The organism is Glaciecola nitratireducens FR1064 (assembly GCF_000226565.1).
Taxonomy (GTDB): domain Bacteria; phylum Pseudomonadota; class Gammaproteobacteria; order Enterobacterales; family Alteromonadaceae; genus Glaciecola; species Glaciecola nitratireducens.
In genome coordinates this window covers 2,175,135-2,197,155 of record NC_016041.1, presented here as the reverse complement: position 1 = coordinate 2,197,155, position 22,021 = coordinate 2,175,135, and the positions used below count along the sequence as shown (strand labels likewise).

21 protein-coding genes are annotated in these 22,021 nt (G+C 41.1%); 16 read left to right on the top strand and 5 right to left on the bottom strand.

Annotation, left to right across the window (positions count from 1 at the left end; translation table 11 throughout):
• The first annotated feature begins 2 nt into the window (after positions 1-2).
• The 6 genes from GNIT_RS09505 to GNIT_RS09480 all read left to right on the top strand — a co-directional run bounded on the left by GNIT_RS09505 (position 3) and on the right by GNIT_RS09480 (position 6,132).
• Complete coding sequence (locus GNIT_RS09505) at positions 3-1,178, top strand: enoyl-CoA hydratase/isomerase family protein (RefSeq protein ID WP_014108980.1); 1,176 nt, start codon at positions 3-5, stop codon at positions 1,176-1,178.
• Complete coding sequence (mmsB, locus tag GNIT_RS09500) at positions 1,171-2,058, top strand: 3-hydroxyisobutyrate dehydrogenase (protein WP_014108979.1); 888 nt, start codon at positions 1,171-1,173, stop codon at positions 2,056-2,058. Before GNIT_RS09505 ends, mmsB begins: the two co-directional genes overlap by 8 nt.
• Before the next feature lie 69 nt (positions 2,059-2,127).
• Positions 2,128-3,138 carry a putative RNA methyltransferase gene (locus GNIT_RS09495; protein ID WP_014108978.1) on the top strand — a complete coding sequence of 337 codons (1,011 nt, stop codon included), beginning with the start codon at positions 2,128-2,130 and terminating at the stop codon, positions 3,136-3,138.
• On the top strand, positions 3,135-3,710 hold the full coding sequence (gmhB, locus tag GNIT_RS09490; protein WP_014108977.1) for a D-glycero-beta-D-manno-heptose 1,7-bisphosphate 7-phosphatase: 576 nt from the start codon (positions 3,135-3,137) through the stop codon (positions 3,708-3,710). Before GNIT_RS09495 ends, gmhB begins: the two co-directional genes overlap by 4 nt.
• A 143-nt stretch (positions 3,711-3,853) precedes the next feature.
• Positions 3,854-5,074 (top strand): hypothetical protein, encoded by a 1,221-nt coding sequence (locus GNIT_RS09485; protein WP_014108976.1) that lies wholly within the window; start codon positions 3,854-3,856, stop codon positions 5,072-5,074.
• Positions 5,075-5,079: 5 nt separating this feature from the next.
• A complete protein-coding gene (locus GNIT_RS09480; protein ID WP_148261706.1) occupies positions 5,080-6,132 on the top strand; it encodes a substrate-binding periplasmic protein in 1,053 nt (350 codons plus the stop codon).
• 76 nt (positions 6,133-6,208) lie between these two features.
• Here GNIT_RS09480 and GNIT_RS09475 read toward each other — a convergent pair whose 3' ends face one another.
• Together GNIT_RS09475 and GNIT_RS09470 are read right to left on the bottom strand one after the other, a co-directional pair.
• Positions 6,209-7,744, bottom strand: coding sequence for a DUF3413 domain-containing protein (locus GNIT_RS09475; RefSeq protein WP_014108974.1), 1,536 nt, complete (start codon positions 7,742-7,744; stop codon positions 6,209-6,211).
• Between the two features lie 8 nt (positions 7,745-7,752).
• A complete protein-coding gene (locus GNIT_RS09470) occupies positions 7,753-7,971 on the bottom strand; it encodes a YejL family protein (RefSeq protein ID WP_014108973.1) in 219 nt (72 codons plus the stop codon).
• Positions 7,972-8,171: 200 nt separating this feature from the next.
• On the opposite strand from GNIT_RS09470, the gene yejK reads away from it, so the two are divergent.
• Genes yejK through GNIT_RS09455 form a run of 3 tightly spaced genes read left to right on the top strand, consistent with a single transcriptional unit; the run spans position 8,172 to position 10,994 of the window.
• Positions 8,172-9,191 (top strand): nucleoid-associated protein YejK, encoded by a 1,020-nt coding sequence (yejK, locus tag GNIT_RS09465; protein ID WP_014108972.1) that lies wholly within the window; start codon positions 8,172-8,174, stop codon positions 9,189-9,191.
• Between the two features lie 8 nt (positions 9,192-9,199).
• Positions 9,200-10,090: a 6-carboxytetrahydropterin synthase gene (locus tag GNIT_RS09460; RefSeq protein ID WP_014108971.1), complete on the top strand. Its 891-nt coding sequence runs from the start codon at positions 9,200-9,202 to the stop codon at positions 10,088-10,090.
• A complete protein-coding gene (locus tag GNIT_RS09455) occupies positions 10,083-10,994 on the top strand; it encodes a M23 family metallopeptidase (protein WP_014108970.1) in 912 nt (303 codons plus the stop codon). Before GNIT_RS09460 ends, GNIT_RS09455 begins: the two co-directional genes overlap by 8 nt.
• A gap of 13 nt (positions 10,995-11,007) precedes the next feature.
• Here the strand turns inward: GNIT_RS09455 and GNIT_RS09450 are convergent, their stop codons facing one another.
• Positions 11,008-12,816, bottom strand: a complete 1,809-nt coding sequence (locus GNIT_RS09450; protein WP_014108969.1) for a M61 family metallopeptidase — start codon at positions 12,814-12,816, stop codon at positions 11,008-11,010.
• Between the two features lie 110 nt (positions 12,817-12,926).
• Here GNIT_RS09450 and GNIT_RS09445 point away from each other — a divergent pair, with 110 nt between their 5' ends.
• The 5 genes from GNIT_RS09445 (at position 12,927) to GNIT_RS09425 (ending at position 17,620) form a co-directional block, all read left to right on the top strand.
• Positions 12,927-13,592, top strand: a complete 666-nt coding sequence (locus tag GNIT_RS09445) for a flagellar brake protein (protein WP_014108968.1) — start codon at positions 12,927-12,929, stop codon at positions 13,590-13,592.
• 63 nt (positions 13,593-13,655) lie between these two features.
• Positions 13,656-14,117, top strand: coding sequence for an Mpo1 family 2-hydroxy fatty acid dioxygenase (locus tag GNIT_RS09440; protein ID WP_014108967.1), 462 nt, complete (start codon positions 13,656-13,658; stop codon positions 14,115-14,117).
• Positions 14,118-14,452: 335 nt separating this feature from the next.
• Positions 14,453-15,295, top strand: coding sequence for a DUF6279 family lipoprotein (locus GNIT_RS09435; RefSeq protein WP_014108965.1), 843 nt, complete (start codon positions 14,453-14,455; stop codon positions 15,293-15,295).
• Positions 15,296-15,536: 241 nt separating this feature from the next.
• Positions 15,537-16,040 (top strand): CBS domain-containing protein, encoded by a 504-nt coding sequence (locus GNIT_RS09430; protein WP_014108964.1) that lies wholly within the window; start codon positions 15,537-15,539, stop codon positions 16,038-16,040.
• 92 nt (positions 16,041-16,132) lie between these two features.
• Positions 16,133-17,620: a Do family serine endopeptidase gene (locus GNIT_RS09425; protein ID WP_174268979.1), complete on the top strand. Its 1,488-nt coding sequence runs from the start codon at positions 16,133-16,135 to the stop codon at positions 17,618-17,620.
• A 38-nt stretch (positions 17,621-17,658) separates the two neighbouring features.
• Here the strand turns inward: GNIT_RS09425 and polX are convergent, their stop codons facing one another.
• Positions 17,659-19,380 carry a DNA polymerase/3'-5' exonuclease PolX gene (polX, locus tag GNIT_RS09420; RefSeq protein ID WP_014108962.1) on the bottom strand — a complete coding sequence of 574 codons (1,722 nt, stop codon included), beginning with the start codon at positions 19,378-19,380 and terminating at the stop codon, positions 17,659-17,661.
• 10 nt (positions 19,381-19,390) lie between these two features.
• Positions 19,391-19,840, bottom strand: a complete 450-nt coding sequence (locus tag GNIT_RS09415) for a CBS domain-containing protein (protein WP_014108961.1) — start codon at positions 19,838-19,840, stop codon at positions 19,391-19,393.
• Between the two features lie 316 nt (positions 19,841-20,156).
• On the opposite strand from GNIT_RS09415, the gene GNIT_RS09410 reads away from it, so the two are divergent.
• Together GNIT_RS09410 and GNIT_RS09405 are read left to right on the top strand one after the other, a co-directional pair.
• A complete protein-coding gene (locus GNIT_RS09410) occupies positions 20,157-21,074 on the top strand; it encodes a hypothetical protein (protein ID WP_014108960.1) in 918 nt (305 codons plus the stop codon).
• 91 nt (positions 21,075-21,165) lie between these two features.
• Positions 21,166-22,002, top strand: a complete 837-nt coding sequence (locus GNIT_RS09405; protein ID WP_014108959.1) for a hypothetical protein — start codon at positions 21,166-21,168, stop codon at positions 22,000-22,002.
• Positions 22,003-22,021 lie beyond the last annotated feature (19 nt).

Here is a 22,021-nt window from a genome sequence, read left to right as displayed (position 1 = left end):
GCATGGCAGTCATTGAAACTAAGTTACTCGCGCGTCAAAGATCGGGTGAATTCATAGGGCTTATTACACTTAATAAAGAAAAGTCGTTAAATGCACTTAATCTTGAAATGGTGCAATTGATGAGCGCTTGTTTAGACGAATGGCGTAATGACGACTCTGTGGTCGCCGTATTTGTTGAAGGCGCCGGTGACAAAGCTTTTTGCGCCGGAGGTGACGTTGTTTCGATGCATCAAGCGATGAAGCAAGTACGCAATGAAGAATCGAACAAAAATAAATCGAAACTTGACCATCCGCCTCAGTTTTTAATCGATTTTTTTACTCAAGAGTACAGCCTCGACTACTGCATTCATGCTTATCCGAAGCCGATAATTATGTGGGGAAGTGGCATTGTAATGGGCGGCGGCTTAGGTTTGTTCGCTGCCTCGAAATTTGCAGTCGCTACAGAAACATCAAGGTTCGCAATGCCTGAAATCAGTATTGGCTTGTTTCCTGATGTAGGAGGAAGTTATTTCCTAAATAAAATGCCGGCCGGCGTAGGGCTATTTTTGGGAATAACGGGCGCCAGTTTTAATGGTGCAGACGCTGTTGATGTCAAATTAGCCAGCCATAAATTGGCTAATTCTAGTAAGCAAACACTGTTAACTCAGTTAGTTGAAATTGACGGCGTCTCTGAACAAAGTATTGAACAAGTGCTGTCAGCGTTACAACAAACGGACGAACTCTCATTTGCCTCTATTGACACAAGACTTCACTCGAATTTTGCGATCTTAAGTCAGCTGGCTAAAGCACAGACTTTATCTGAGGCCATCTCATCATTGACCAATATCGTGGAGCAGAAGGGTGACGATAGGTGGTGGGGAAAAGCGTTGAAAACACTGAAAAATGGCAGTCCTATCACCGCTAATTTAGTGTTTGAACAGTTAAAGCGAAGCAAGGGCTTAACGCTAGCTCAGTGTTTTAGCCAAGAACTGAATATGGCAGTAAACTGCAGTATGTACGGTGAATTTGAGGAGGGAGTGAGAGCACTGCTAATTGATAAAGACTTTGCTCCTCAATGGTTATATCAGACCAGCGATGATGTACCTCAAGACCTTATTGATGCACATTTTTCTTATTTTGCTGAGGCGACGCATCCTTTGCATCAACTTGAACAAACTTATGGAGTTTTACATGACTAATATTGCATTTTTTGGATTGGGCAATATGGGAGCGTCAATGGCTAAAAACTTGGTCAAAGCGCAGCTGAATGTTACTGTTTTTGACCTTGTTGAATCGCAGGTTCAGCTGCTAGCGGATGCTGGCGCAAAGCCAAGTAAAAGTGTGGCTGAAGCTGTTGAAAACGCAGATATCGTTATATCGATGCTGCCAGCAGGTAAACATGTTGAATCACTGTATTTTGATGACGATGGTATTGTTAATCATCTTACAGGTAAGGCTCTATTTATTGACTGCAGTACAATTGAGTCAAGCTCTGCGATAAGCATTGGCAAGCAGCTAAAGTCACATGGTCATCGTTTTATTGATGCACCTGTATCTGGCGGCGTAGCAGGGGCTGCAGCGGGCACCCTGACGTTTATCGTCGGCGGCGACAAAGCAGACTTCGACGAAGCCCATACTTGTCTGCAGGCGATGGGAAAAAACATATTTCACGCGGGCGATGTTGGAGCCGGACAAGTTGCGAAAATTTGCAATAATATGCTGCTTGCCATTTTAATGGCCGGCACGTCAGAAGCACTGCAAATGGGTATTGATAACGGTTTAGATCCGAAAGTTATGTCAGATATCATGCTACAAAGCTCAGGTCGAAACTGGACATTGGAATTGTACAATCCGTGTCCAGGCGTCATGCCAAATGTGCCATCTTCAAACGACTATCAAGGCGGTTTTTTGGTCGACTTGATGAACAAAGATCTTGGACTGGCCATGAGCACAGCAGCAAATAACGAATCTGTCGTTCCCTTAGGTCAATTAGCTAAATCAATATTTCAAATGCATGGTAATGCAGGTAATGGCAGATTAGATTTTTCTAGCGTATTTAACGCTTATAAACACGGCTAACAGGTCTGCTGAGTTTTTATGAGGGTGTGGTATCATGCCCTCAAATTAATGAACTAAGTTTTTATAATTATGTGGCAATGCCCACTTTGTAAATTACCTCTAAAAACACATCAAGATGATGCGCTTAACAGCCCCTTGAAAACCTGGTCATGTGACAATAATCACACTTTTGATAAGGCCAAACAGGGTTACGTTAATTTGCTTCCTGTGCAAAATAAGCGCTCGAAAATGCCAGGTGACGATGCCGAAATGGTGGCTGCCAGAACTACCTTTTTTGCTGAAAAACCGTACCAAGCGTTGGTTGTAAAGCTGTCAAATGTTATTAGCGATATAATGCTTGCTAATAGTAATGATTTTGAGGTGCTGCGTAACCCCGATAATCCTCCCGGCAGCCCAGTGATGGTATACGATTCCGGGTGCGGTGAAGGTTACTACATTGACGAGCTTTCTAAATTGCTTTTAGACCCAGATGTAAACCATAATTCGACTAATTATTCCTTTGCTGGACACGATATATCGAAGGCTGCAGTGATTGCCGCCGCAAAGAGAAATAAAGATAAACAATTGGTTGTTGCATCCACCATAAACATCCCAGTTTTGCACCATTCTCAAGACGTTATTTTACAAGTTTTTGCGCCGGCATGTGCTAGCGAATATGCTCGGGTTTTACGTTCAAATGGAATCGTTATTACGGTTGACCCAGGAGCAAAACATTTATTTGAATTGAAAGAGCTGGTTTATGAGAACCCTCAATTACATGAAGAAAACGCCGCTAACTTGTCGAGTTTTGAGATTGCTGAACGGCACCAACTTAATTTTTGTGTGGCATTAAGCAGTCCTGAAGTACGCTCAGCACTGTTACAAATGACCCCCTTTTATTGGAAAACTAATGCTCAACAACGCGCACTGATCCAGCAAGAGTTACTTCAGGTTACAGCCGATTTCACTATTACGGTATGGCAACTAAACAAATCATCGGCAGCACTACAAAACGCTTCTGAAGCTGACCTTTTAACGAGTGATGCAAACAAGACAAAGGTTTCACAAGATAGCTGTGCTGAGACAGAAGGAGGCTTATGAACAAGGCGTTATTTTTAGATCGGGATGGTGTTATCAACGTTAATCATGGCTATGTCCACCTCACAACAGATTTTGAATTTATTGATGGCATTTTCGATTTAGTTCAACGCGCCAATGAGCAAGGCTATAAAGTAATTGTTGTTACTAATCAGTCTGGAATAGGTCGCGGTATGTACACCGAGGCTGACTTTGAACGCCTAAGTGCATGGATGGTGTCACAATTTGCCGAAAAGAGTGCTGTTATCGATGATGTGCTTTTTTGCCCGCACCACCCAGAGGCAAAACTAGAGCAATATCGACAGGTGTGTGAATGCCGGAAGCCCAAAGCTGGGATGCTAATCACTGCGGCTGTAAAACACGATATAAGCTTAGCAAACAGCATCATGGTTGGAGATAAACTTTCAGACATGGAGGCTGCGATGACGGCAGGTCTTGGCCACGCTGTTTGGTTTAACATTGAATGTGAGGATGCCAATAAGAAAAGCGCCCTAGCACTAACTGCTACATCACGTTTATCAGGGAAAACATCGATTGCTGTAACGCATAGCCTGTCGACAATATTAGCACGATAATCCACAGCGATATTTTAAACAAAACCAATAAAATCAATAGCCCTTGCATTGTCTCGGATTAGCTTTTATCCTTCTGGCTACTTAAAAACGCCGCTATAGTAAAAATATTGTAAGGGGCTCAAAACGCAAAAGGACTCTGCACGATGGAACCATTGCCAATCAGCATCCGAACAATCGCACCTGTTTACATCCCAATCGAACTAAAAACTGGCGTTGACCGTTCATCCGCTGAATTCTCCGCTTTTACAAGTCTTATTCATGATCAGTTTGAAGACGATCTGTCACCCATGGCGTCGGCGAAAAGAACGGAATATGAATCTATTGATAGTGATAGCTGGGACAACAGGCTGTTCACTTGGAGCAATAAGCAACTTAACCCTAATTTGCAGATACATGTTTTTCCCAACAATATTGGTATCGCCGTACTTGATATAACAGTTGATTATTCTGACAATGTAAAGGCACTTGAACAAGCGGGTCAGGATGCAACGATAGCGGCTATTAAAGATATATATTCTGCATTCATCGAATCCATTACACATATCAGCAGCAAGCATTTAGGCGACTTTCTGCATATGGATCATAGCGCTAATAAAGAAGCTCAAATTTTATGGGTGTCACGCGCAATTTTATTAAAAAAACCAGAAATAGAAAGCCAACGCATCAAAACACTTATTACGGAGTGGCTCAAACACACGCATCGTCCTAAGGACGCTGCTGATATTATTTCAGGTCACAAATCATTTTCTTTAACCTGGCTAAACTACGTCATTATCAATACTGAGGTAAATGATGAGCGTATCGATGCGATGATTTTAGCGCAATATTATTATGCAGCTCAGGAAAACTGCAATAAGCATCTCAAACAGGCTATTGATTCTGCTTACAACGGAAATAAAAAGAACGACGCGCAGACCATACTTAGTCGTAGTCGGGTAACGTCGCGTCTGCATCAGGTTGCCTTTCACGATCACTTGAATTATTTGACACAGTCTAAAAGGCTTATTTTAGTGAATATACTGGAATGCTGGAATTATGAAGCGTTAAGCGCAAACGGCCAGCGTATGATTGAAATTTGCACTAGTAAAATTGATGAAACAGAAAATAAAAAACGGGAGCGAAGCTCGTTGCTGACCGACTTACTGCTGGTTGCATTAAGCTTCTTCACTGTGTTTGAGCTGTCACTTTATCTTACTGAGCTAAGCCGAGAAATGATGTCGCGTCCTACGCTTGATTATAATGACGACAGTCGTTCATTTATGCTGCAATTCATTGCTGAAATTGATACCGACGTAATGTTTGGCTCAGGTTTTTTTCTGACGCTATTACTGGTATTTGTTTATAAAATCATTAAGTCGAGGTAGCAAGAATGATGAGATTAGCGTTAACAAATACGATATCTACAGGGCTTGCAAAAAGATTTACTCGGTGTTCATTATTACTATTGTCATTATCTTGCTTTTTTGTGCCTGCGCATGGAAATGAAAAACTCATTATATTAACAGATAGCTGGCCCCCTTATATTAATGCTGAGGGTGAAAAGAGCGGCTCTGCCGCGCGACTGATTGAGATCTTGTATGACTTTGAAGGCACCAAAACAAGCTGGCAATATATGCCCTATGAATTATCCTATTTGAAAGTAAAAAATCAAAAAGCGGTTTTATCGTTTCCTTATTTTAAAACACCTCAAAGAAGTCAAGAGGTACTGTTTTCACAACCTATTTTTTCAGTGACCAGCAAGGTGTATTTTAACCGTCAATATCTTACATCAGACGCAGCGCAACAAGCTTATGCAGACAAAAAACGGATAGGGCGCGTGTCTGGGTATAGCTATGGTGAGTCGATTGACAAAGAGTTAACTGAGGCGACTGTTTTCGCTAGTGAGAAGCAGGCTTTAACCGCATTGTTTAACAACGTGATCGATGTTTTACCCATGACTGAGGGTGTGATGGTTCAACAATTAAACGACTATTTTTCACACCGTAAACAGCTGATTATTGCACTTGACGGCATAATGGAAACCTCTAGTTTGCACGTGATAGCAGCTAAAAATCCAGTAGGGAAGAGAGTGATAGAAAAGTTGGACAGGGTGTTGGCCTATTTAACTAAGGAAGGAGTATCTAGTTTACCTACTGCTTCTGTAGTTGAAGCTGCTCCTGTTGATGTTGCTAAATTGATTACCACCGAAGGTTATCCGCTGATTATTGGTCAAACGGCAGAGTCTGGTAATGACATTGCTTACTATACGCTACCGCAGGGTACTCAGGCACTAGTAATAGAGTGGAGTAGCAAAATAGTGCATCCCTCAAACACTGACCGAATATACAAAAACATGATGGATTTAAGCAAGGTGGTGTTGCTAAATGGACCGCATGTTGGAAAAGAGCTTTTTGTGCGCAATATGCATATTGAACTCATGTAGGAACTATCGAAAGTACGCCTTAAGTAACTCCTTTTCCATTAAGGCGTGACCTTCTACAATGCTTTGAATGTGTTGCTTACTGTTTTGAAAAAGCAGTAATGTGCTTAATTGAACGACTTAACAGGTTAGTGTCGATTTCAGTCAGGACTTTTTCGTTCGTCATATAATCTCGAATTTCAAAACTACCATCCTTACTCACTTCCGTAATTAAGCCTTTGTGTACAACAATTAAATGTCTACCCTGCGAGCTGACTGCCCAAGCTCGGGTTGGTGACTGCAATGCTTGGCCAATCGTATAGTTATTTGGCGCCGCGTTACAGCCGAGTTGCGTTAAAATAGTGGGCGCAATGTCTTCCGTAGTCGACATCGTCGTTTTGATTGGCAAATTGCTATACAGTCTATGATAGGGACTGTTTTCTGGCTGTGCGACAAAAAGAATTTTTGTAGTCGCTGAAAGGTCCTGCAAATCGATTGAAGCTAACTCTTCATTCGTGACCGTTGCCATAAACAAACCGCTTTGTTGTTCATTTAATTTTTTCGTGAACTCGTCCCAATTGCTAGAATAGAAGGGCTTTTGCTCAGCATTGTCTTGGTTGCTGGTTTCATGGTTGTACATGCTAACGTCAAGATTAAACGCTTTTGACAACGCGAGTGTAACCGGCTGTGAGCCAGCTACGCTTGGCAATAAGCCTTGCGGCAAACCGTACACGACCGACATTAAATAATCATTTTTCAATGTGTCGCTAACAAAGTGGAAACCATTATCTATCAAGCCTTCAGGTTCTGTTGAAAGAGAAGCATTGCGTAAACTAACAAAGAGGACTTTCTGCGTTGCGTCGACTGAACAATAAATGGGCTTTGGGGGATAGTTGAACGTTATGTCACTATCGTTGAATTGTAAATTTTGGCGTTGTTTGTAGTCCTGAAGATCGAATACACCGATGCGCGACATCAATGTCTTAGCCGTTGCTGGATAAGAAAGTGGAAGCATATTGTCTTGTTGCAATACCGGAGCATACAAATTTGCATCGGCCCATACGTGTATTGCATGACTACCAATAAAGCAAGTTACGAACGCACTTGTGACATAGACGCCAATATGTACCTTCATAAATCGTTTTATTCGCTTATGAATAGCATTAGCAAGCACAAGTTGAAACATCAGCCATACGACTATCAGCAATAGAAGATAAAACCACTGCAACCAATTGAATGCGCCCATCTGTCCTTCGGTTTCACTTCGCAGTAATGCAGCAGAACTAAAAGTAATGTGAAATCCTGTCTTACTGTAAAGCAATACGTCAAACGCAAGGAGTGCTAACCCAATAGCCGCTATAACAGAACCAATGGTTTTCAGTATGCGAGGCTGCTTCACTTTGTAGCAAAGTGGCAATAGCAAGAGCACGAAGCCGAAGAACGTAATAAAACTAATGTGACCAACCCACGTTATCAGCGTATAAGTGATGCTCACGGGCGTGCTTGCAATGGGCGACGACAACAAATACCCCGATGATATGATCAATGCCATCAAAATATTCGCGAGAGCAAACCAATGTCCCCATGCAACGAGCTCGTTTATTTGTTTACGTCTTGGCGATTCATTAAACATCATTTTGGTTGTTAATTCCCTTTGACTGCTCTTTTTAATACATTACAAAATTGCTCTACCATTGCTTCTCTTTTTTCAAGCGCGACATGCTGCGTGAATATGTTTGATAACACATTGCCCAACACCATTAATGATAAATCTCGGTTTGCATTATTTTTTTCTAAGGCGTCAAAAACGTCTTGCATGGCCGCTTCAAACTCTTTATTAGAGTATCGGGATTGTTGTGGCATTAATCTGTCCTGTGATTTTTGATGAAAAACTAGTTACAATTAACCAGATTCAGAGCGCTGATTATAATGGTACTCTATTCATTCACAAACAATTGTTTAGAAAATCTAAGTTTATTGTCGAGGTACTTATCGGTAAACTACAGTAAATACGATACTAAACCAAAAGTTTAGCACATTTTATAAGGTAGTCTTTTAAGTATATGAGTGCACTCATTCACCAATTTGTTGTTCATCGTTTAAATTTGTCAGACGATGGCAAGCTTCATTTTATTCCACGCTCGAGCTGTTTTGAGGCGAGTAAAGATATTGAAACCTTAGCTCAGCAGCTGCATGCAACTTTTAATAGCAAGCCAGGAAAGGGCGTGGGCGGGTTTTCGGAAGAAGCTGAGAATGCTTTTTCTGATGACTTGTCGCAGGTATTACAAAGCGAAATGGATTTTCATGCTTTTAGTGTCAAAAGTGGCGAATTTCTACTACAAACCTTAGCAAAGGAAGAAATGATAGAGACAGGGTTTCTAATATTCAGTCAATATGAATATCTCGCAACACAGTATCTACTCATTGCGCTCATTGACACAAAACAGCATGTGGCTGTCAATCAGCAGATGGATTTGGACTACAGTGACCACCTTGACCTCAGCAAAATGCAGTTAGCTGTGCGCGTTGATATTACGCAATGGCAGGTATCGCCTGAACAATTTAGATATATTAGTTTCTTGAAAGGGCGCATGGGCCGAAAAGTGTCTGATTTCTTCCTGCAGTATATCGGCTGCGAGGAAAAGGTTGACGTTAAGCAGCAAAATAAACAGTTGATGCAAAATGTCGACGATTACTTGTCTCAAGAACAGTGCGATGCGTATGAAAAAAACCAACATCGTGGATCCGTCGCAAGCTATTTTAAAGAAAAAGTAGATGAAGGCGAGGATGTTACCGTTGAAGAGATAGCGCAGTTTTTACCGAAAGATGAAGATTCAGGCCAATCTTTTTCTGCATTTAACGACCAGCAAGAAGTGCCACTAGAACAAAGTTTCCAACCAGATCGCGCTGTTATTAAATCATTAGCAAAATTTAGCGGAGCCGGCGGAGGTGTAACGATTAATTTTGACAGGCCACTGTTAGGTGAACGTATTTTGTATGATCCGCATACAGATACACTGACCATCCGCGGTATTCCACCCAACTTAAAAGACCAGTTGCTGCGCGCAACAAAAGGAAGCTAATTGCTGATATGAAATTATTCGTAAACGATTTAACCGTCATGGATTTTTCTTATCTGTGTCCAACACGTGGAATGGTCGGTGAGAGCTGGATTGTCGATATTTTGCTGAATGGCGGATTAAATGAAGAAAGCATGGTGCAAGATTTCGGTAAAGTAAAAAAAGAACTCAAGCACGTGATTGATGAATACGTTGATCATAAACTTGTCGTACCGGCTGAAAATCAGTGCACGACCATCACCCACGATGACAGTAATGAACGTGTTCAAGTTGACTTTTCTTACCAACATGACGGTGCTGAAAATGCGCAAAGTATGCATCTATATTGCCCGCCTGAAGCGTATGCATTTGTGTACTCTGATGAGGTCAATATGAGCTCAGTAACAGAGTATTTGAAAGAGGTCATAAAAATTCACTTGCCAGAAAATGTGCACTCTGTAGAGCTTTTTTTGCGTGAAGAAGTCATTCCGACCGATTTTTATCACTACACTCACGGACTTAAAAAACATGATGGTAACTGTCAGCGTATTGCGCATGGGCATCGTTCAAAAGTGTTGGTTTTTGAAGATGGAAAAGAAAGTGAAACGTGGCAAAATTATTGGGCAAAAAGATGGGCCGATATTTACATCGGTACTCATGAGGATTTAGTAACATCAAGTGAGTTGAGTTTTCAGCACGATAATATCAATGACGAAAAATACTATTGTTTCAAATACGAAGCATCCCAGGGTGAGTTTGAAATGGCCATTGAGAAACAGGCCTGTGAAATCATTGAGACCGATTCAACTGTTGAATGTTTAGCGCAATTTATGTTTGATGAACTGAAAACGATGACCGATGTTAAGTTAGAAGTGAGAGCGTTCGAAGGTGTAGGCAAGGGTGCTATAGTTGCTGATGAATAAATCCACAAGAAAGCACGGTTATCGTTTTATTAAAAGTGGCGTTTTGTCAGTTATTTGTAGCGCCATGTTTTTTAATATCAGTGTATTGGCAAATGATACTAGCACCAAGAGTGTACTTGAGTTATCCGCTGCAGAAGTCACAAAGCAGCCTGAATTAAATGGAAAGTTGATGCAAGGCGCGCTGCTGAGGGGAAAGCTGCCCGCAGGCAGTGCTGTTTGGTTGAACGGCAAAGCACTTAATATTTTAGCATCCGGTGATTTTGTTCTGGGTTTTGGGCGAGACGCGACATTAACGCAAAATTTAGAATGGCAACTGCCCGGTGAATTGACCCGCAATCAAGAATCACTTCAGTTGCTTAAACGTGAATACAATGTGCAGCGCATTGAAGGTGTAGCTGCTAAATATGTTTCTCCTCCAAAAGAGGTACTAGCGCGTATTCGGGAAGATAATATGCAAATAGCCGCAGCGCGCGCGACAAGCTCAGAGCAAACCGCATTTTTGAGCGATTTCATATTGCCAGCAAAAGGACCTATCTCGGGAGTTTACGGCAGCCAAAGAGTGTTTAATGGCGAACCCAAGCGCCCACACTTCGGTTTGGACATTGCTGGTCCTGTGGGCACTGATATCGTTGCACCAATTGATGGCGTTGTGACCTTAGCGCATAAGGATATGTATTACTCTGGCGGCACACTCATTATTGACCACGGACTCGGCGTATCATCAACCTTTATTCATCTATCCTCTATTGATGTTAAACGGGGAGATATGGTGAAACAAGGCCAGAAGATTGCTGAGATGGGTGCAACGGGCCGCGTAACCGGCCCACACCTTGACTGGCGCATCAATTGGTTTAAAGAACGCTTAGATCCAGCCCTCGTTGTTGATGCTCTCTCTGCTGAGTAATAGCAAAAAATACCTACTGGGAAACAGCTCCAGAAATCCAAGCGTCAAAGATTTCAGCATTCTCAATAGTAAAGTAGACCGTATCGTTAATCGCAGGCTTAATCGGTAAACTACTGCGAATAATTCGGCCTTGTCGCAGCAGCGTAATGTCTACCTTTGAGCTCTGTTGATTATCCAACAATCTCTGTAAGTTGCCCGCGTTTACTTGCCACTGACCTAAGGCAATCAATACATCGCCTAGTTGAGCTCCCGCTTGAACAATAGGCGAGCCGTCATGCATTGTCTGCAATACAACGCCACTGCCTTGGTCTTTAAAAGTAGCGCCAAAAGCATGCTTCGTCGTCTCTTTATTAGCCTTGCCGCCCTTATCATCCGCGCTAGCTCGACTGCGTAAATTAAGCTTTAGTCCAATCGACTGAACCATTGTGTCCAATGGTAAATCCATTGTCGTGTATATCGCAATATCAAGAAATGAAGAAATATCAATATTGAAGTGTGCTTTACACAGAGTATGTATAACGTCATTCGGCGTACCGATATTCTTGATGCCGTAATGTGACCAAAGCAGCTGCATTAACTGGTCGATAGAGTAACGGTTATTACTCATTTGGCGCAAGGTGATATCAAGCGCTAAAGCGATAATAGCCCCTTTATTGTAATAACTAACAATGTGGTTATGTGAACCTGCATCTTGCTTATAAAACTTGGTCCAAGCATCAAAGCTTGATTGGGTAATTGTTTGCTTGTGTCGCCCTTGAGTTCGATTTAATCGAGTGACATTCTCGCCTAATATTTCAGCGTACCGCTGTGGGTTAATAATCTTCGTTCTTGCCAAAGTCAGGTCGTCATAAAGGCTCGTAAACCCTTCATATATCCAGAGCTGCTCCATATATTGTTCGGATTGCAAGTCAGGTGAAATCATCAATTCAGGTTTGATTCGCTTCACATTCCATGCATGAAAAAGTTCGTGACTGCACAAGCTTAAGAATTGCTGATATTGCTCCGGGATGACATCTGTTTCACTGCGCATAGGTAAATGGAATCTCGGAAACATCAAAGCGGTTGAAGCGCGATGCTCTAAACCGCCAAATCCATCTTCACATAATAGGGTGATGAACCAATAGTCTTTTTCTGGCAGGCCGTCAAACAAGTCTATGTGGTGTTTGCAAATTGGTTTTAAATCGTTGCAAATTCGCTCAACGTCAGTTTCATTATTGCCAGTCAACACGAAATGAAAACGCACACCGCAAATCTCAAATGTGTGTTTGTCAACTATCCCCATAAGAACAGGGTGGTCAATCAGTTCTTGATAGTCCTCACAAATGAAAGAATGTGTTGCATTGCCTTCAAACTCCACAACAGCTTGCTGTGTTAGCGACGTGCACAACTGCCAATCTTTATCGAGTTGGTTGTTAATAATGTTGACTACTATCGGTGTGGTAGCGCTTTCTGTAAATTCCTTGACCTCTAAAAAGGTACTAGTTCCATTAAAAAATGCATATTCGTCGAATAGATAGGCACCGCGCACCGATAAATCAAAGGCGTAAACTTGATATGTTACTTCTAGCCCGGGCGCCGCGTTTTCGACTCGCCAAGTTTGCTTATCCACTTGACGGATGGGTGTTATTTCTTTGTTTGGTGATGCAGCTGCTATGCTGTGAATATTTTTACTGAAGTCCCGGATCATATAGCTACCCGGTATCCATGCAGGGAGCGTGAGATGAATTACGTTATGTTTTGATGCCGGAACAGAAAGTTTGACATTAAAAACGTGCTCAGCTAGATTTTCAGGTACGATGTGGTATGTGAGCATGTCTGCCATGGATGGACACCTATATTAGTTGCGTGATAGATAAGTTTTATAAAGCAGCCATATTACCACGTTATCAGTTACTTGTGACCGACCACTTGTAACTTGGAAAAGGAATTTTAGTGAAACCTACCATATCATCAGCCGACATAAATGCGTTATTGTGCCTGTTGCCGAACACCGACGCTGATATGCAGTTAATTGCGCAAGCGCAGCCTGTGCGCCTCAAAACAACTTACTTTGGTACCGATGGTCAGCACTGCTTATTTTTCCGATACCCAGCATCAACAGAAGTAGTCAATACGACACTCCTGATAGAACCTGATATGCACATTGTCATACGTTATGTTCTTGATGAACCTTATGGGGAGGTCGTTGCCTTTAAAGTGCGTATTTTGAAAGTGATTCATTCTCCTGTGCCGATGGTGATCACAAGTTTTCCATCAGTCTTACAAAAATTGGGATTACGATCTGAAAAACGCGCTATTTCAGGTGTGCCTGTGGAAGTGGTTCTGGACGAACAGGAAAATAAACAAGTAGAAGGCCTGATCGTTGATATTTCACAAAATGGCTGTAAGTTGCTCATTCCTTTCAAAACTGTACTTCAGGTTATTCAGGGTGACGAGAAAATCACACTTTGTGTTGAATTAGCAGACAGGACAATGCTGTTGGCGGCACGAGTTAAAAATGCACGAATTGAAAAAGACTATCATGCTTATGGCATACGGTTTGCAGACCATGATAATCAACTTGAACGATTACTTGAGCGATACATGATCACGTTGTAAACTGTTTGTTAAAATAAAAACCAAAGTTAACAATCCAAAATAACAATAATAGAGAGAGATCAAATGCGCGAAGTCGAGCGGTTAATTACTAAGTATGGTGAAAGCCACACCAATAGAACCAATATCATGATCCACGCCGTCGCTGTTCCTGCTATTTACTTTGTCACGATCGGTTTGTTATGGTCAATCCCTGTGCCTGAGTTTATGCAAGCTATGAAAATTACATTTGCACACGTACTGGTTATTCCTACATTGTATTATTATTTTAAACTTTCTGGGCCAATTGGTGCAGCGATGACGCTGCTCACCTTAGGTGCTTTTGGTGTCATTAAGTTGCTTGTGATGTTCAATATTTCAGTTTGGATGTTCAGCTTAGGCTTGTTCGTTATAATGTGGATTTTGCAGTTTATAGGTCATCACGTAGAAGGTAAAAAGCCTTCATTTTTTGAAGATTTACGCTATTTGTTAATTGGTCCTGCTTGGTGGTGGGTACATTGGCTTAAAAGAGTGAATATCAGTTATTAAATATTGGTAGTTAAACATCACTTTGAAAAAAACGCTTTTATTAAAAGCGTTTTTTTATGCACCACTCAAAGGCATTTTGCTTAAGGTTTTTATTCGAAGGCGAGAATTCTATCTTTGCTGCCGGGTGAGTCTGTTTAATGGTCATGCTCATGGAGTTTTAGTCTTTTCATCATGGGCAGTGCAGAGTGAGTTGAGGTGATTTTCGTTCAAATTTTTGCAAAATATTGAGCTGATTTACGTTTAGAATGTTTTTTAATCACCAATTTTAAACCTTTACTATCAGAGTTGTCGTAAGAACAGGCAAGCAACAAAAGTCCAGATTGGGGTAAGTTAAAGTGAAAAAAATTATTGTTATTGGTTTGGTACTGCTGCTGTCAGGCTGTTCCACAAAATTCGTTTACAAAAATTTGGATTGGTTAGTCTATTGGTACGTTGATGATTTCGTAGAACTAAGCGACGAGCAGGAGAGAATGGTCGATGTAAAATTGGCTACTTGGCTTGAGTGGCATAAAAACACAGAAATACCTAAATACGTCGCCCATTTGAACGAATTGTCAGATGATATTCGGCTGCAGCAAATAAGCCTTGATAAAATGGACTATCATCAGCAAAAAGCGGCAGAACATTGGACTCGACTCAAAGCCAAGATAATTCCCGATTTAGTAGAAATGGCACAGATGCTAACGCAAGAGCAAGTCGACTCTATGTTCAAAGAAATTGATGAAATGAACAAAGATGAGGAAAAAGAACGACAAGAGTTGTTAGCAAAATCTCCTGAACAACGTCAGAAAAGGTCAATCAAACGCAACATTAAAAATCTTGAACGTTGGTTAGGCGACATCACTAGTGAACAGGAAAGTTTGGTTGAAAATATGTATGGTCAATATCATTCAAATGGAGAATTATGGCTAGAGTATCGTGTTCGATATCAAGCAGAACTCCGCTCATTATTTAATAAGTCTGATAGAGGTGATGAATTCAAAGCGAAGTTGAACCGCTTGCTTATGCAACCGGAAGAATATCGTAGTGAACTGCTCAATCAGCGTAACGATGAAAATCGTAATTCTTATAAGACATTTTTACTTGCAGTTGATGCCCTTGCAACTGATGAGCAAAGAACGCATTTGCTTAGTGAAATTGCTGACTTTGTTGAGGACTTTAGTGACTTGGCCAAATAGGCTGGAGTCACTGCTTTTTTTGTACAGTAGTTTAAAAAGCTTCATAGCCTCATTCTGACTTTACATAAACCTAGCAATTTAAATCATCCCTTTTTGACTAACAAAAACCTAAATTTGACTTAGGTCAATTGTTACTGCGTCAATAAACCTAAACTTCATCAATGTTCAATTTACATAGCTTAATCCTAGCGATTTTATGCTGGTTTAAGAAAAATTAACCTTAAAGTAGGAACATTAGCTGATGAATATTAACGAAATAATGAGTCTGAATGTAAAAACGTGTGAAGCGCAGTCTAGTCTTGATGATGTTGCGCGATTGATGTGGGAGCATGACTGTGGCGCCATTCCAGTCGTAGATGATGATAACAAGCCGATTGGTATCGTAACTGATCGAGATATAGCAATGGCCGCCATGTTAAAGCATAAACCGCTGTGGTCACTCACACCAGAGGAATTTATCTACAGTCAAAAATTAAGTTGTTGTGAACAAAATGATTCGCTTCAGAACTGCTTAGATAAAATGCGAAGTGATGGTGTGCGCAGGATCATGGTGACGAATGCCGATGGAACACTGGCTGGAATTGTATCAATTGGGGATATAGTCGCTTTTACTGGTAATTCAAATATGAACAGCACCAGCCCTTCACACTCCGTAAATATGGGGCCAGTTGTTGAAATGCTCAAAGAGGTGAGTGCTCATCACAGCCAATTAGAGAAACCGATGACTGCAGTAAAGCCAAATTAATAAAACTAATAGATGTATTAGGCAGAATCGAATGATTGAACACTAATTAATTCCTGCGATACAAAGGAATTAGTATCAGGAGTAATATCCGCATGAACAGATATGTAACTATACCGATTAGAATGTTGTTAATAGTGCTAATGCCTTTTAGTTTGGCAACAGCATCCATACAAGAAAATGGAATTGAAAACTTACGACAAACTAGCAAGGCATTTGCTGACGTATCAAGATCTGTATCGCCATCAGTGGTGTTTATTCAAGTAGAGGGAAGAAAAGCAGTAGCCCCGACGTTTCGATTTCCATTTAATGATGAAAACTGGTTTGGTAACGATTTGTTTGAGCGGTTTTTTGGTGACCGCTTTGACGAATATAAATCGCCTCGCTCGCCACAAAACCAGCGTGAAATGATAGGTCAAGGCTCAGGGTTTGTATTTAAAGTAAAAGAAGGTTTACTTAAAGACAAAACATATATCTTGACCAACAACCACGTTGTTGAAAATGCTGAAAAGATCACGGTAGTACTGCAAAACGATCGTAAATTTTATGCACAAGTCGTTGGTGTCGATCCGCAGTCAGATGTTGCTTTGATTGAAATTAATACGAGCAATATTCCAGCGGCTCTGTTAGGTGACTCTTCAGCATTAGAGGTTGGTGAATGGGTAATTGCAATTGGTAGCCCTTTTGGTTTAAGTCACAGCCTTACCGTAGGAGTCGTTAGTGCTACGGGACGAACTAGCTTGGGTATAAACGACTATGAAGACTTTATTCAAACCGATGCAGCAATCAACCCTGGTAATTCTGGTGGTCCTTTAGTCAATATTGATGGTGAAGTTATTGGTATGAATACCGCAATCTTTTCCCGTAATGGTGGCTACATGGGTATTGGTTTTGCGATCCCAATTAATTTAGTGAAGAGTATTGGTGAGCAGTTAATGAGTAAAGGAGAGGTCATTCGCGGTCATTTAGGGATTGTGGTACAGGAATTATCCGACTCGCTTGCTAAATCATTTGGAATAACAGATAACGACGGTATATTAGTTTCACAGGTTATGCCAGATTCGCCGGCGGCTAAAGCCGGTTTAGAACAAGGCGACGTGATTACCCAGTTTGGTGGAACAGCAGTAACTACGGTTGGTAAGTTTCGAAATTTAGTTGCGCTAAGCAAGCCTAATAGTAAAAAAAATATCTCAGTTGTACGTAAAGGGAAGGATATTACCTTGGTCGTAGTAGTGGGCTCTATGCAGAATGATAAAGCTACGCTTTCTGGAAATGCCGTTTCCAGAGAAGAGCTTGGGCTGGTTGTAGAAAATATTACTTCAAGTTTAGCGGAGCAATATGATGTTGTTCAGGAAAAAGGGGTTATTGTTACCGCTGTTGAACCAGGTTCAGTGGCGGCCTTGGCTGGTATTGAGCCCGGCACTATTATTTTACAGGTTAATCGTAAACCAATAAGTAATGTTCAGGAGTTCAGCGGAATGCTCAATGAAGCGCTTAACAAAAATGCTGTGGAGCAATCGGTTCTTCTTTTGTTACTTAGAGGAAACATACAGCAGTTTTTAGCGTTAAATTGGAAAGGCTAGGATGCCCAAAACTAACTTTAGGTGCAACAAAACAGGCCTCATGTATGCCCTAACAACTTAAGCAGGTCGGACAATGAACGAGTATTCAATATATCGGCTTTTTCCAACCAACCTCTCCGCGCTTGGTCCACCCCATATTGTAGATTATTAAAATCAGTGAGTTGATGGGCGTCGGAATTAATACTCACTAATACGCCAGCAGATTTAGCCATTCTGCAATGTAGCGCGTTCAAATCGAGGCGCAATGGTTGTGCGTTTAACTCCAAAAAGCATCCCCGCTGTTTAGCATGCTGTATAATACGTTTCATATCTAAATCGTAAGCTTCGCGGCTTCCTAATAGACGACCAGAAGGGTGCGCTAGCATCGTAAAGTGAGGTCGGTCCATAGCTCGCATAATTCTCTCTGTTTGTTTATTTCGCGATAAATGGAAGTTGCTATGCACTGCACCAATCACTAAATCGAGTTTAGAGAGGACTGTATCGGATAAATCTAGTTCACCATTCTCGAGAATGTCGACTTCAATACCTTTCAACAATGTAAATCCTTTGAATCGACTGTTAAGTTGATTGATTTCATCTATTTGCTCTATGAGTCGCCTTTCATCCAAACCGTGTACTAGGCTCAAACGTTTGGAATGTTCTGTAATTGCCAGATACTCAAGACCCGCTTTTTTAGCGGCTTCAGCCATTTGTTCAAGGCTGTGATGTCCGTCGCTTGCAGTAGTGTGAGAATGTAAGTCTCCCTTAATATCGTCACGTATTACCAATGTAGGCAATTGACGCTGTTGCGCCGCATCAATTTCTCCGCTATTTTCGCGTAATTCAGGTGGGATCCAGGGTAAGTCTATCGCAGCTAATACTGATTCTTCAGTTTCTCCCGCTATATGTCTTTTATCTTTGTAAACACCATATTCATTAATTTTAAGCCCGCGTGCTTTGGCGCGTAAACGCAGTGCAATATTATGTGATCGTGAGCCTGTAAAATAATACAAAGCTGCACCATAACAATCGTTGGGCACAACGCGTAAGTCAACCTGTAGGCCAGAATATAAGATAACGGAGCTACGGGTTGGTCCGGTGGACAACACATCGCGGACTTGGTCGTAGTTAATAAAAGCGTGAGTTACGCTATCTTCATTTCCTGTCGTTACCAATATATCGATATCTCCAACAGTCTCTTTGCAGCGACGATAACTGCCGGCAATCACTGCGTGTTCGACTCCTTGTATTTGCTTTAAATAGGCTAAGATTGGCTCGGCATATTGTTTTGCAATGGCGCGACTAAGTCTCGTTTTTCGCTTCAGGTTTGATTCTATGGTATGGATGATGTTGGCTTGAATTTTCTGACCCAGTCCAGCAACAGAACTAACTCTACCGTCTTTTGCTGCCTGCAAAAGCTGTTCTTGGGTATGTACACCCAACACGTGTACTAACGCATTTACTCGTTTGGGGCCAAGGCCGGGAATGTGCAACAATTCAGTCAGACCAAATGGACTTTGCTCGCGCAAAGTTTCCAATGCAGAGCACCGACCTTGTTGAATGATTTCGACTATTTTTTGGGCTAATTTAGTCCCTATAGCGGGTAATTGACTCAGATCCTGACCTTTTTCAACATATTCGGCAACATCAACGCTCATATCACGAAGTTGCGCCGCCGCTTTTCGATAAGCCCGAATACGATAAAAGTTCGCTCCCTGCAAAGTGAGAATATCGGCTATCTCTTCAAATATGTTGGCGATATCATTATTATTTGCTGTCATATTGACAAGTCTACGATCGGAACTGTTTTTCAATACGACGTTCGTTGTTAAACAGCTTGAGCACCTTTGTCATATCTTGGCTTAACACTTTTAATATGCCTTCGATGTTAATAATGCCAAATAATACTCCCTTGCTATCTACTACTGGCGCTCTTCGTATTCCATTAGTTTGCATAAGCTCAAGTGCTTTCTTTAGACTGCTATCATGATTTACCGTTATTAAATCTAAACACATAATACTTCCCAAGGTTATCTTATCGATGTCTATTTCCATCGCGATAATCTCGATAACTAAATCACGATCAGTGATAAGTCCAACAGGAATAAGTTTACCCTGTTTACGCTGAACTATAATGACTTCACCCACATGATTTGTACGCATCAATTGAGCCGCTTCCAGAATGGATGAATCTTGCGTTAACGTACTTGTTTTTTTATCACAATATTGGCTTACCGACATAACATACTCTCCAATTTAAGTTTCTATGTTCTTTAATATCAGCTACACCTCTTAATAAACTGACCCACGTCAACAATTCCAAGACTAGTCTCTAACTTCATATTTTTATTAACTTAACTGCTAAAAAGTCAAAACTTGACGTACGTCAAACATCAATTTTTCTTTCAATCTATCTTTAGTTTTAGTGGTAAACGAAATAGATATTCATTCATTTTTGATGCTTCGAAAATGCATGCTGAGCTAAGGGTTTTGCTCAGGAAAGTAATCTAATTTGATGTAGCTGAATGTTGGATCGTGAAGTGATAAAGGAAAAATTATGTACGAAGTAGGACAGTATTTTGACTATTGCATGCCTCAAAGAGCATGGAAGTGCATCACGACGAATAAAGCACTAAGTAATAAAGCATTGATTGCTATATCTAGAAGGCTTTGCGCATTACGCATCATTAACAATGCTGCGTTTTTAAAAACGATGCTGATTGGCTTTGCTCTTTTAATGCTAAATGCTTGTGGTAGCGGAACGAGCGATGCTGCAATGTTATCTCCGATGCAGATGCCGTCAAGCCAAATTAGACTATACCAACTTGGAGACATGTTGGAGTTTTCGGGTGACGTAAGGATATCTAAACGAGATGAGCCAATATTTATCTCTAATGTAACCGTTCTAGCGGAATTTAAACCGGGCAGATTACGTTATCAAGACAAAAAAGTATTTACCTTACGCACAATAACAACATTCCTAGCAACAGGTGAACAGCAAATAGACACACAAGACATTTGGCAAGAGCCAAGTGGACAACTATTTGAACTCTCTAATAAATACGGCAATGAATATGTTGTTGGTACTGTTTTTGATAAGGGCTTACTTGCGATCCCTATTCCCCTAATTAATTTAGACAAAAAGAGCATCGACTTTTTTAGTTTATACGGTGGAGCGGCATCGGGCCCCATAACTGAGGGGAATCGAGAAATCAGTGTCGAAGTCGCACATTCAATTCCCACAGCATTAGGTAATTACAAAGCAAACAAAATTACGCACAAAGAATCCTACAAATATCTTTTTACTTATGTGAATAACAAAAGGGGAACTACTGTCGCCACTGATAGAAGTCTATGGGTTTCTCCTGACAAAGGCATCCTTAAAAAAGTGGAAGTACGTCGAGTTTTATCGGCCTCTGGCGCTTTGTTATCTGAGAGTCAGTGGGAGCTTGATATAAAAAGTATTAATTTTTGAGATGTTAATTTATGCCTTTCAAAATTGTAGAAAAAGAAGAAAAACTGAATGCGAATATATTTTTCGCAATTAACTTAAAAAGGAAGTGATTATGGAAGTAATACAAGCAAGTAAATGCCTATCGTTAAAGGTACTGATAATCGCAGGCTGCACATTGATTACCTCGTTCGGGGCCAGTGCTGGGATAATTTATGAAAGTGTCGCTGAGTTTGAACTCACTTCGATTAATGTGACGAGTGCTGGCGGCGGTGCCGGTGGCGGTTCTGGCAGTGGAGGGGGCCCTGGCAATGCTTCAAGTTATGAAATTACACTGTTAACTACCAGCACTTTCGATACTTTCATCGCAAGCACCGGTGATGGGGATGCAAGTTTCTATACGGAGCTTCAACCTTTTAATCTCAATTGGGCTATCGGTGACGAATTTTATCAGTATTCAGAATCCATAGGAGAGGCTGGATTTTCAGTATCTGCTAACGGTACAGCCGATTCTCGCGCAGCCACCGATTTTTCCATGTCTTTTGCAAATACCAGCAATGGAAGCCGCTTAATGACATTCGAGCTCTTATTTTCGTCCTTTGTCAGTACTTATTTGGAATTTACCGGCTTGTTCGACTCAAGAGAAGATGGTGGAAGTTATGCAGAAATTTATCTAGTTGACTCCGCATTTCCCAATGATTTTTTGTTTTTCTCTTCAGTCGAGTTGTTTGCTGGGGGAGCGTTGTTTGATGATATTTTTCTTGAGGATAGCTTGAGCTTCACGCTTGGGGCTGGGGAAAGTAAGACAATTTATGGTTCTACTTACACCGAGGGTTACGCAACAGCGGTGCCTGAACCATCAGTTCTTTGGACAATGAGCGCAGGTGTGCTGGGATTATTCGGCTTGCGTATTGCCCGACATGTAAAGAATGGTCAGCCAAACTTAATTTAAAATAAAATGAAAATTTTTA

Bases quoted from the DNA above. Each gene is read 5' to 3' on its own strand.
- polX (WP_014108962.1), bottom strand. From the start codon at position 19,380: ATGACAGCAAATAATAATGATATCGCCAACATATTTGAAGAGATAGCC.
- GNIT_RS09475 (WP_014108974.1), bottom strand. From the start codon at position 7,744: ATGATGTTTAATGAATCGCCAAGACGTAAACAAATAAACGAGCTCGTT.
- GNIT_RS09470 (WP_014108973.1), bottom strand. From the start codon at position 7,971: ATGCCACAACAATCCCGATACTCTAATAAAGAGTTTGAAGCGGCCATG.
- GNIT_RS09505 (WP_014108980.1), top strand. From the start codon at position 3: ATGGCAGTCATTGAAACTAAGTTACTCGCGCGTCAAAGATCGGGTGAA.
- GNIT_RS09480 (WP_148261706.1), top strand. From the start codon at position 5,080: ATGATGAGATTAGCGTTAACAAATACGATATCTACAGGGCTTGCAAAA.
- GNIT_RS09440 (WP_014108967.1), top strand. From the start codon at position 13,656: ATGCGCGAAGTCGAGCGGTTAATTACTAAGTATGGTGAAAGCCACACC.
- gmhB (WP_014108977.1), top strand. From the start codon at position 3,135: ATGAACAAGGCGTTATTTTTAGATCGGGATGGTGTTATCAACGTTAAT.
- mmsB (WP_014108979.1), top strand. From the start codon at position 1,171: ATGACTAATATTGCATTTTTTGGATTGGGCAATATGGGAGCGTCAATG.
- GNIT_RS09430 (WP_014108964.1), top strand. From the start codon at position 15,537: ATGAATATTAACGAAATAATGAGTCTGAATGTAAAAACGTGTGAAGCG.
- yejK (WP_014108972.1), top strand. From the start codon at position 8,172: ATGAGTGCACTCATTCACCAATTTGTTGTTCATCGTTTAAATTTGTCA.
- GNIT_RS09405 (WP_014108959.1), top strand. From the start codon at position 21,166: ATGGAAGTAATACAAGCAAGTAAATGCCTATCGTTAAAGGTACTGATA.
- GNIT_RS09460 (WP_014108971.1), top strand. From the start codon at position 9,200: ATGAAATTATTCGTAAACGATTTAACCGTCATGGATTTTTCTTATCTG.
- GNIT_RS09410 (WP_014108960.1), top strand. From the start codon at position 20,157: ATGTACGAAGTAGGACAGTATTTTGACTATTGCATGCCTCAAAGAGCA.
- GNIT_RS09455 (WP_014108970.1), top strand. From the start codon at position 10,083: ATGAATAAATCCACAAGAAAGCACGGTTATCGTTTTATTAAAAGTGGC.
- GNIT_RS09415 (WP_014108961.1), bottom strand. From the start codon at position 19,840: ATGTCGGTAAGCCAATATTGTGATAAAAAAACAAGTACGTTAACGCAA.
- GNIT_RS09425 (WP_174268979.1), top strand. From the start codon at position 16,133: ATGAACAGATATGTAACTATACCGATTAGAATGTTGTTAATAGTGCTA.
- GNIT_RS09495 (WP_014108978.1), top strand. From the start codon at position 2,128: ATGTGGCAATGCCCACTTTGTAAATTACCTCTAAAAACACATCAAGAT.
- GNIT_RS09485 (WP_014108976.1), top strand. From the start codon at position 3,854: ATGGAACCATTGCCAATCAGCATCCGAACAATCGCACCTGTTTACATC.
- GNIT_RS09450 (WP_014108969.1), bottom strand. From the start codon at position 12,816: ATGGCAGACATGCTCACATACCACATCGTACCTGAAAATCTAGCTGAG.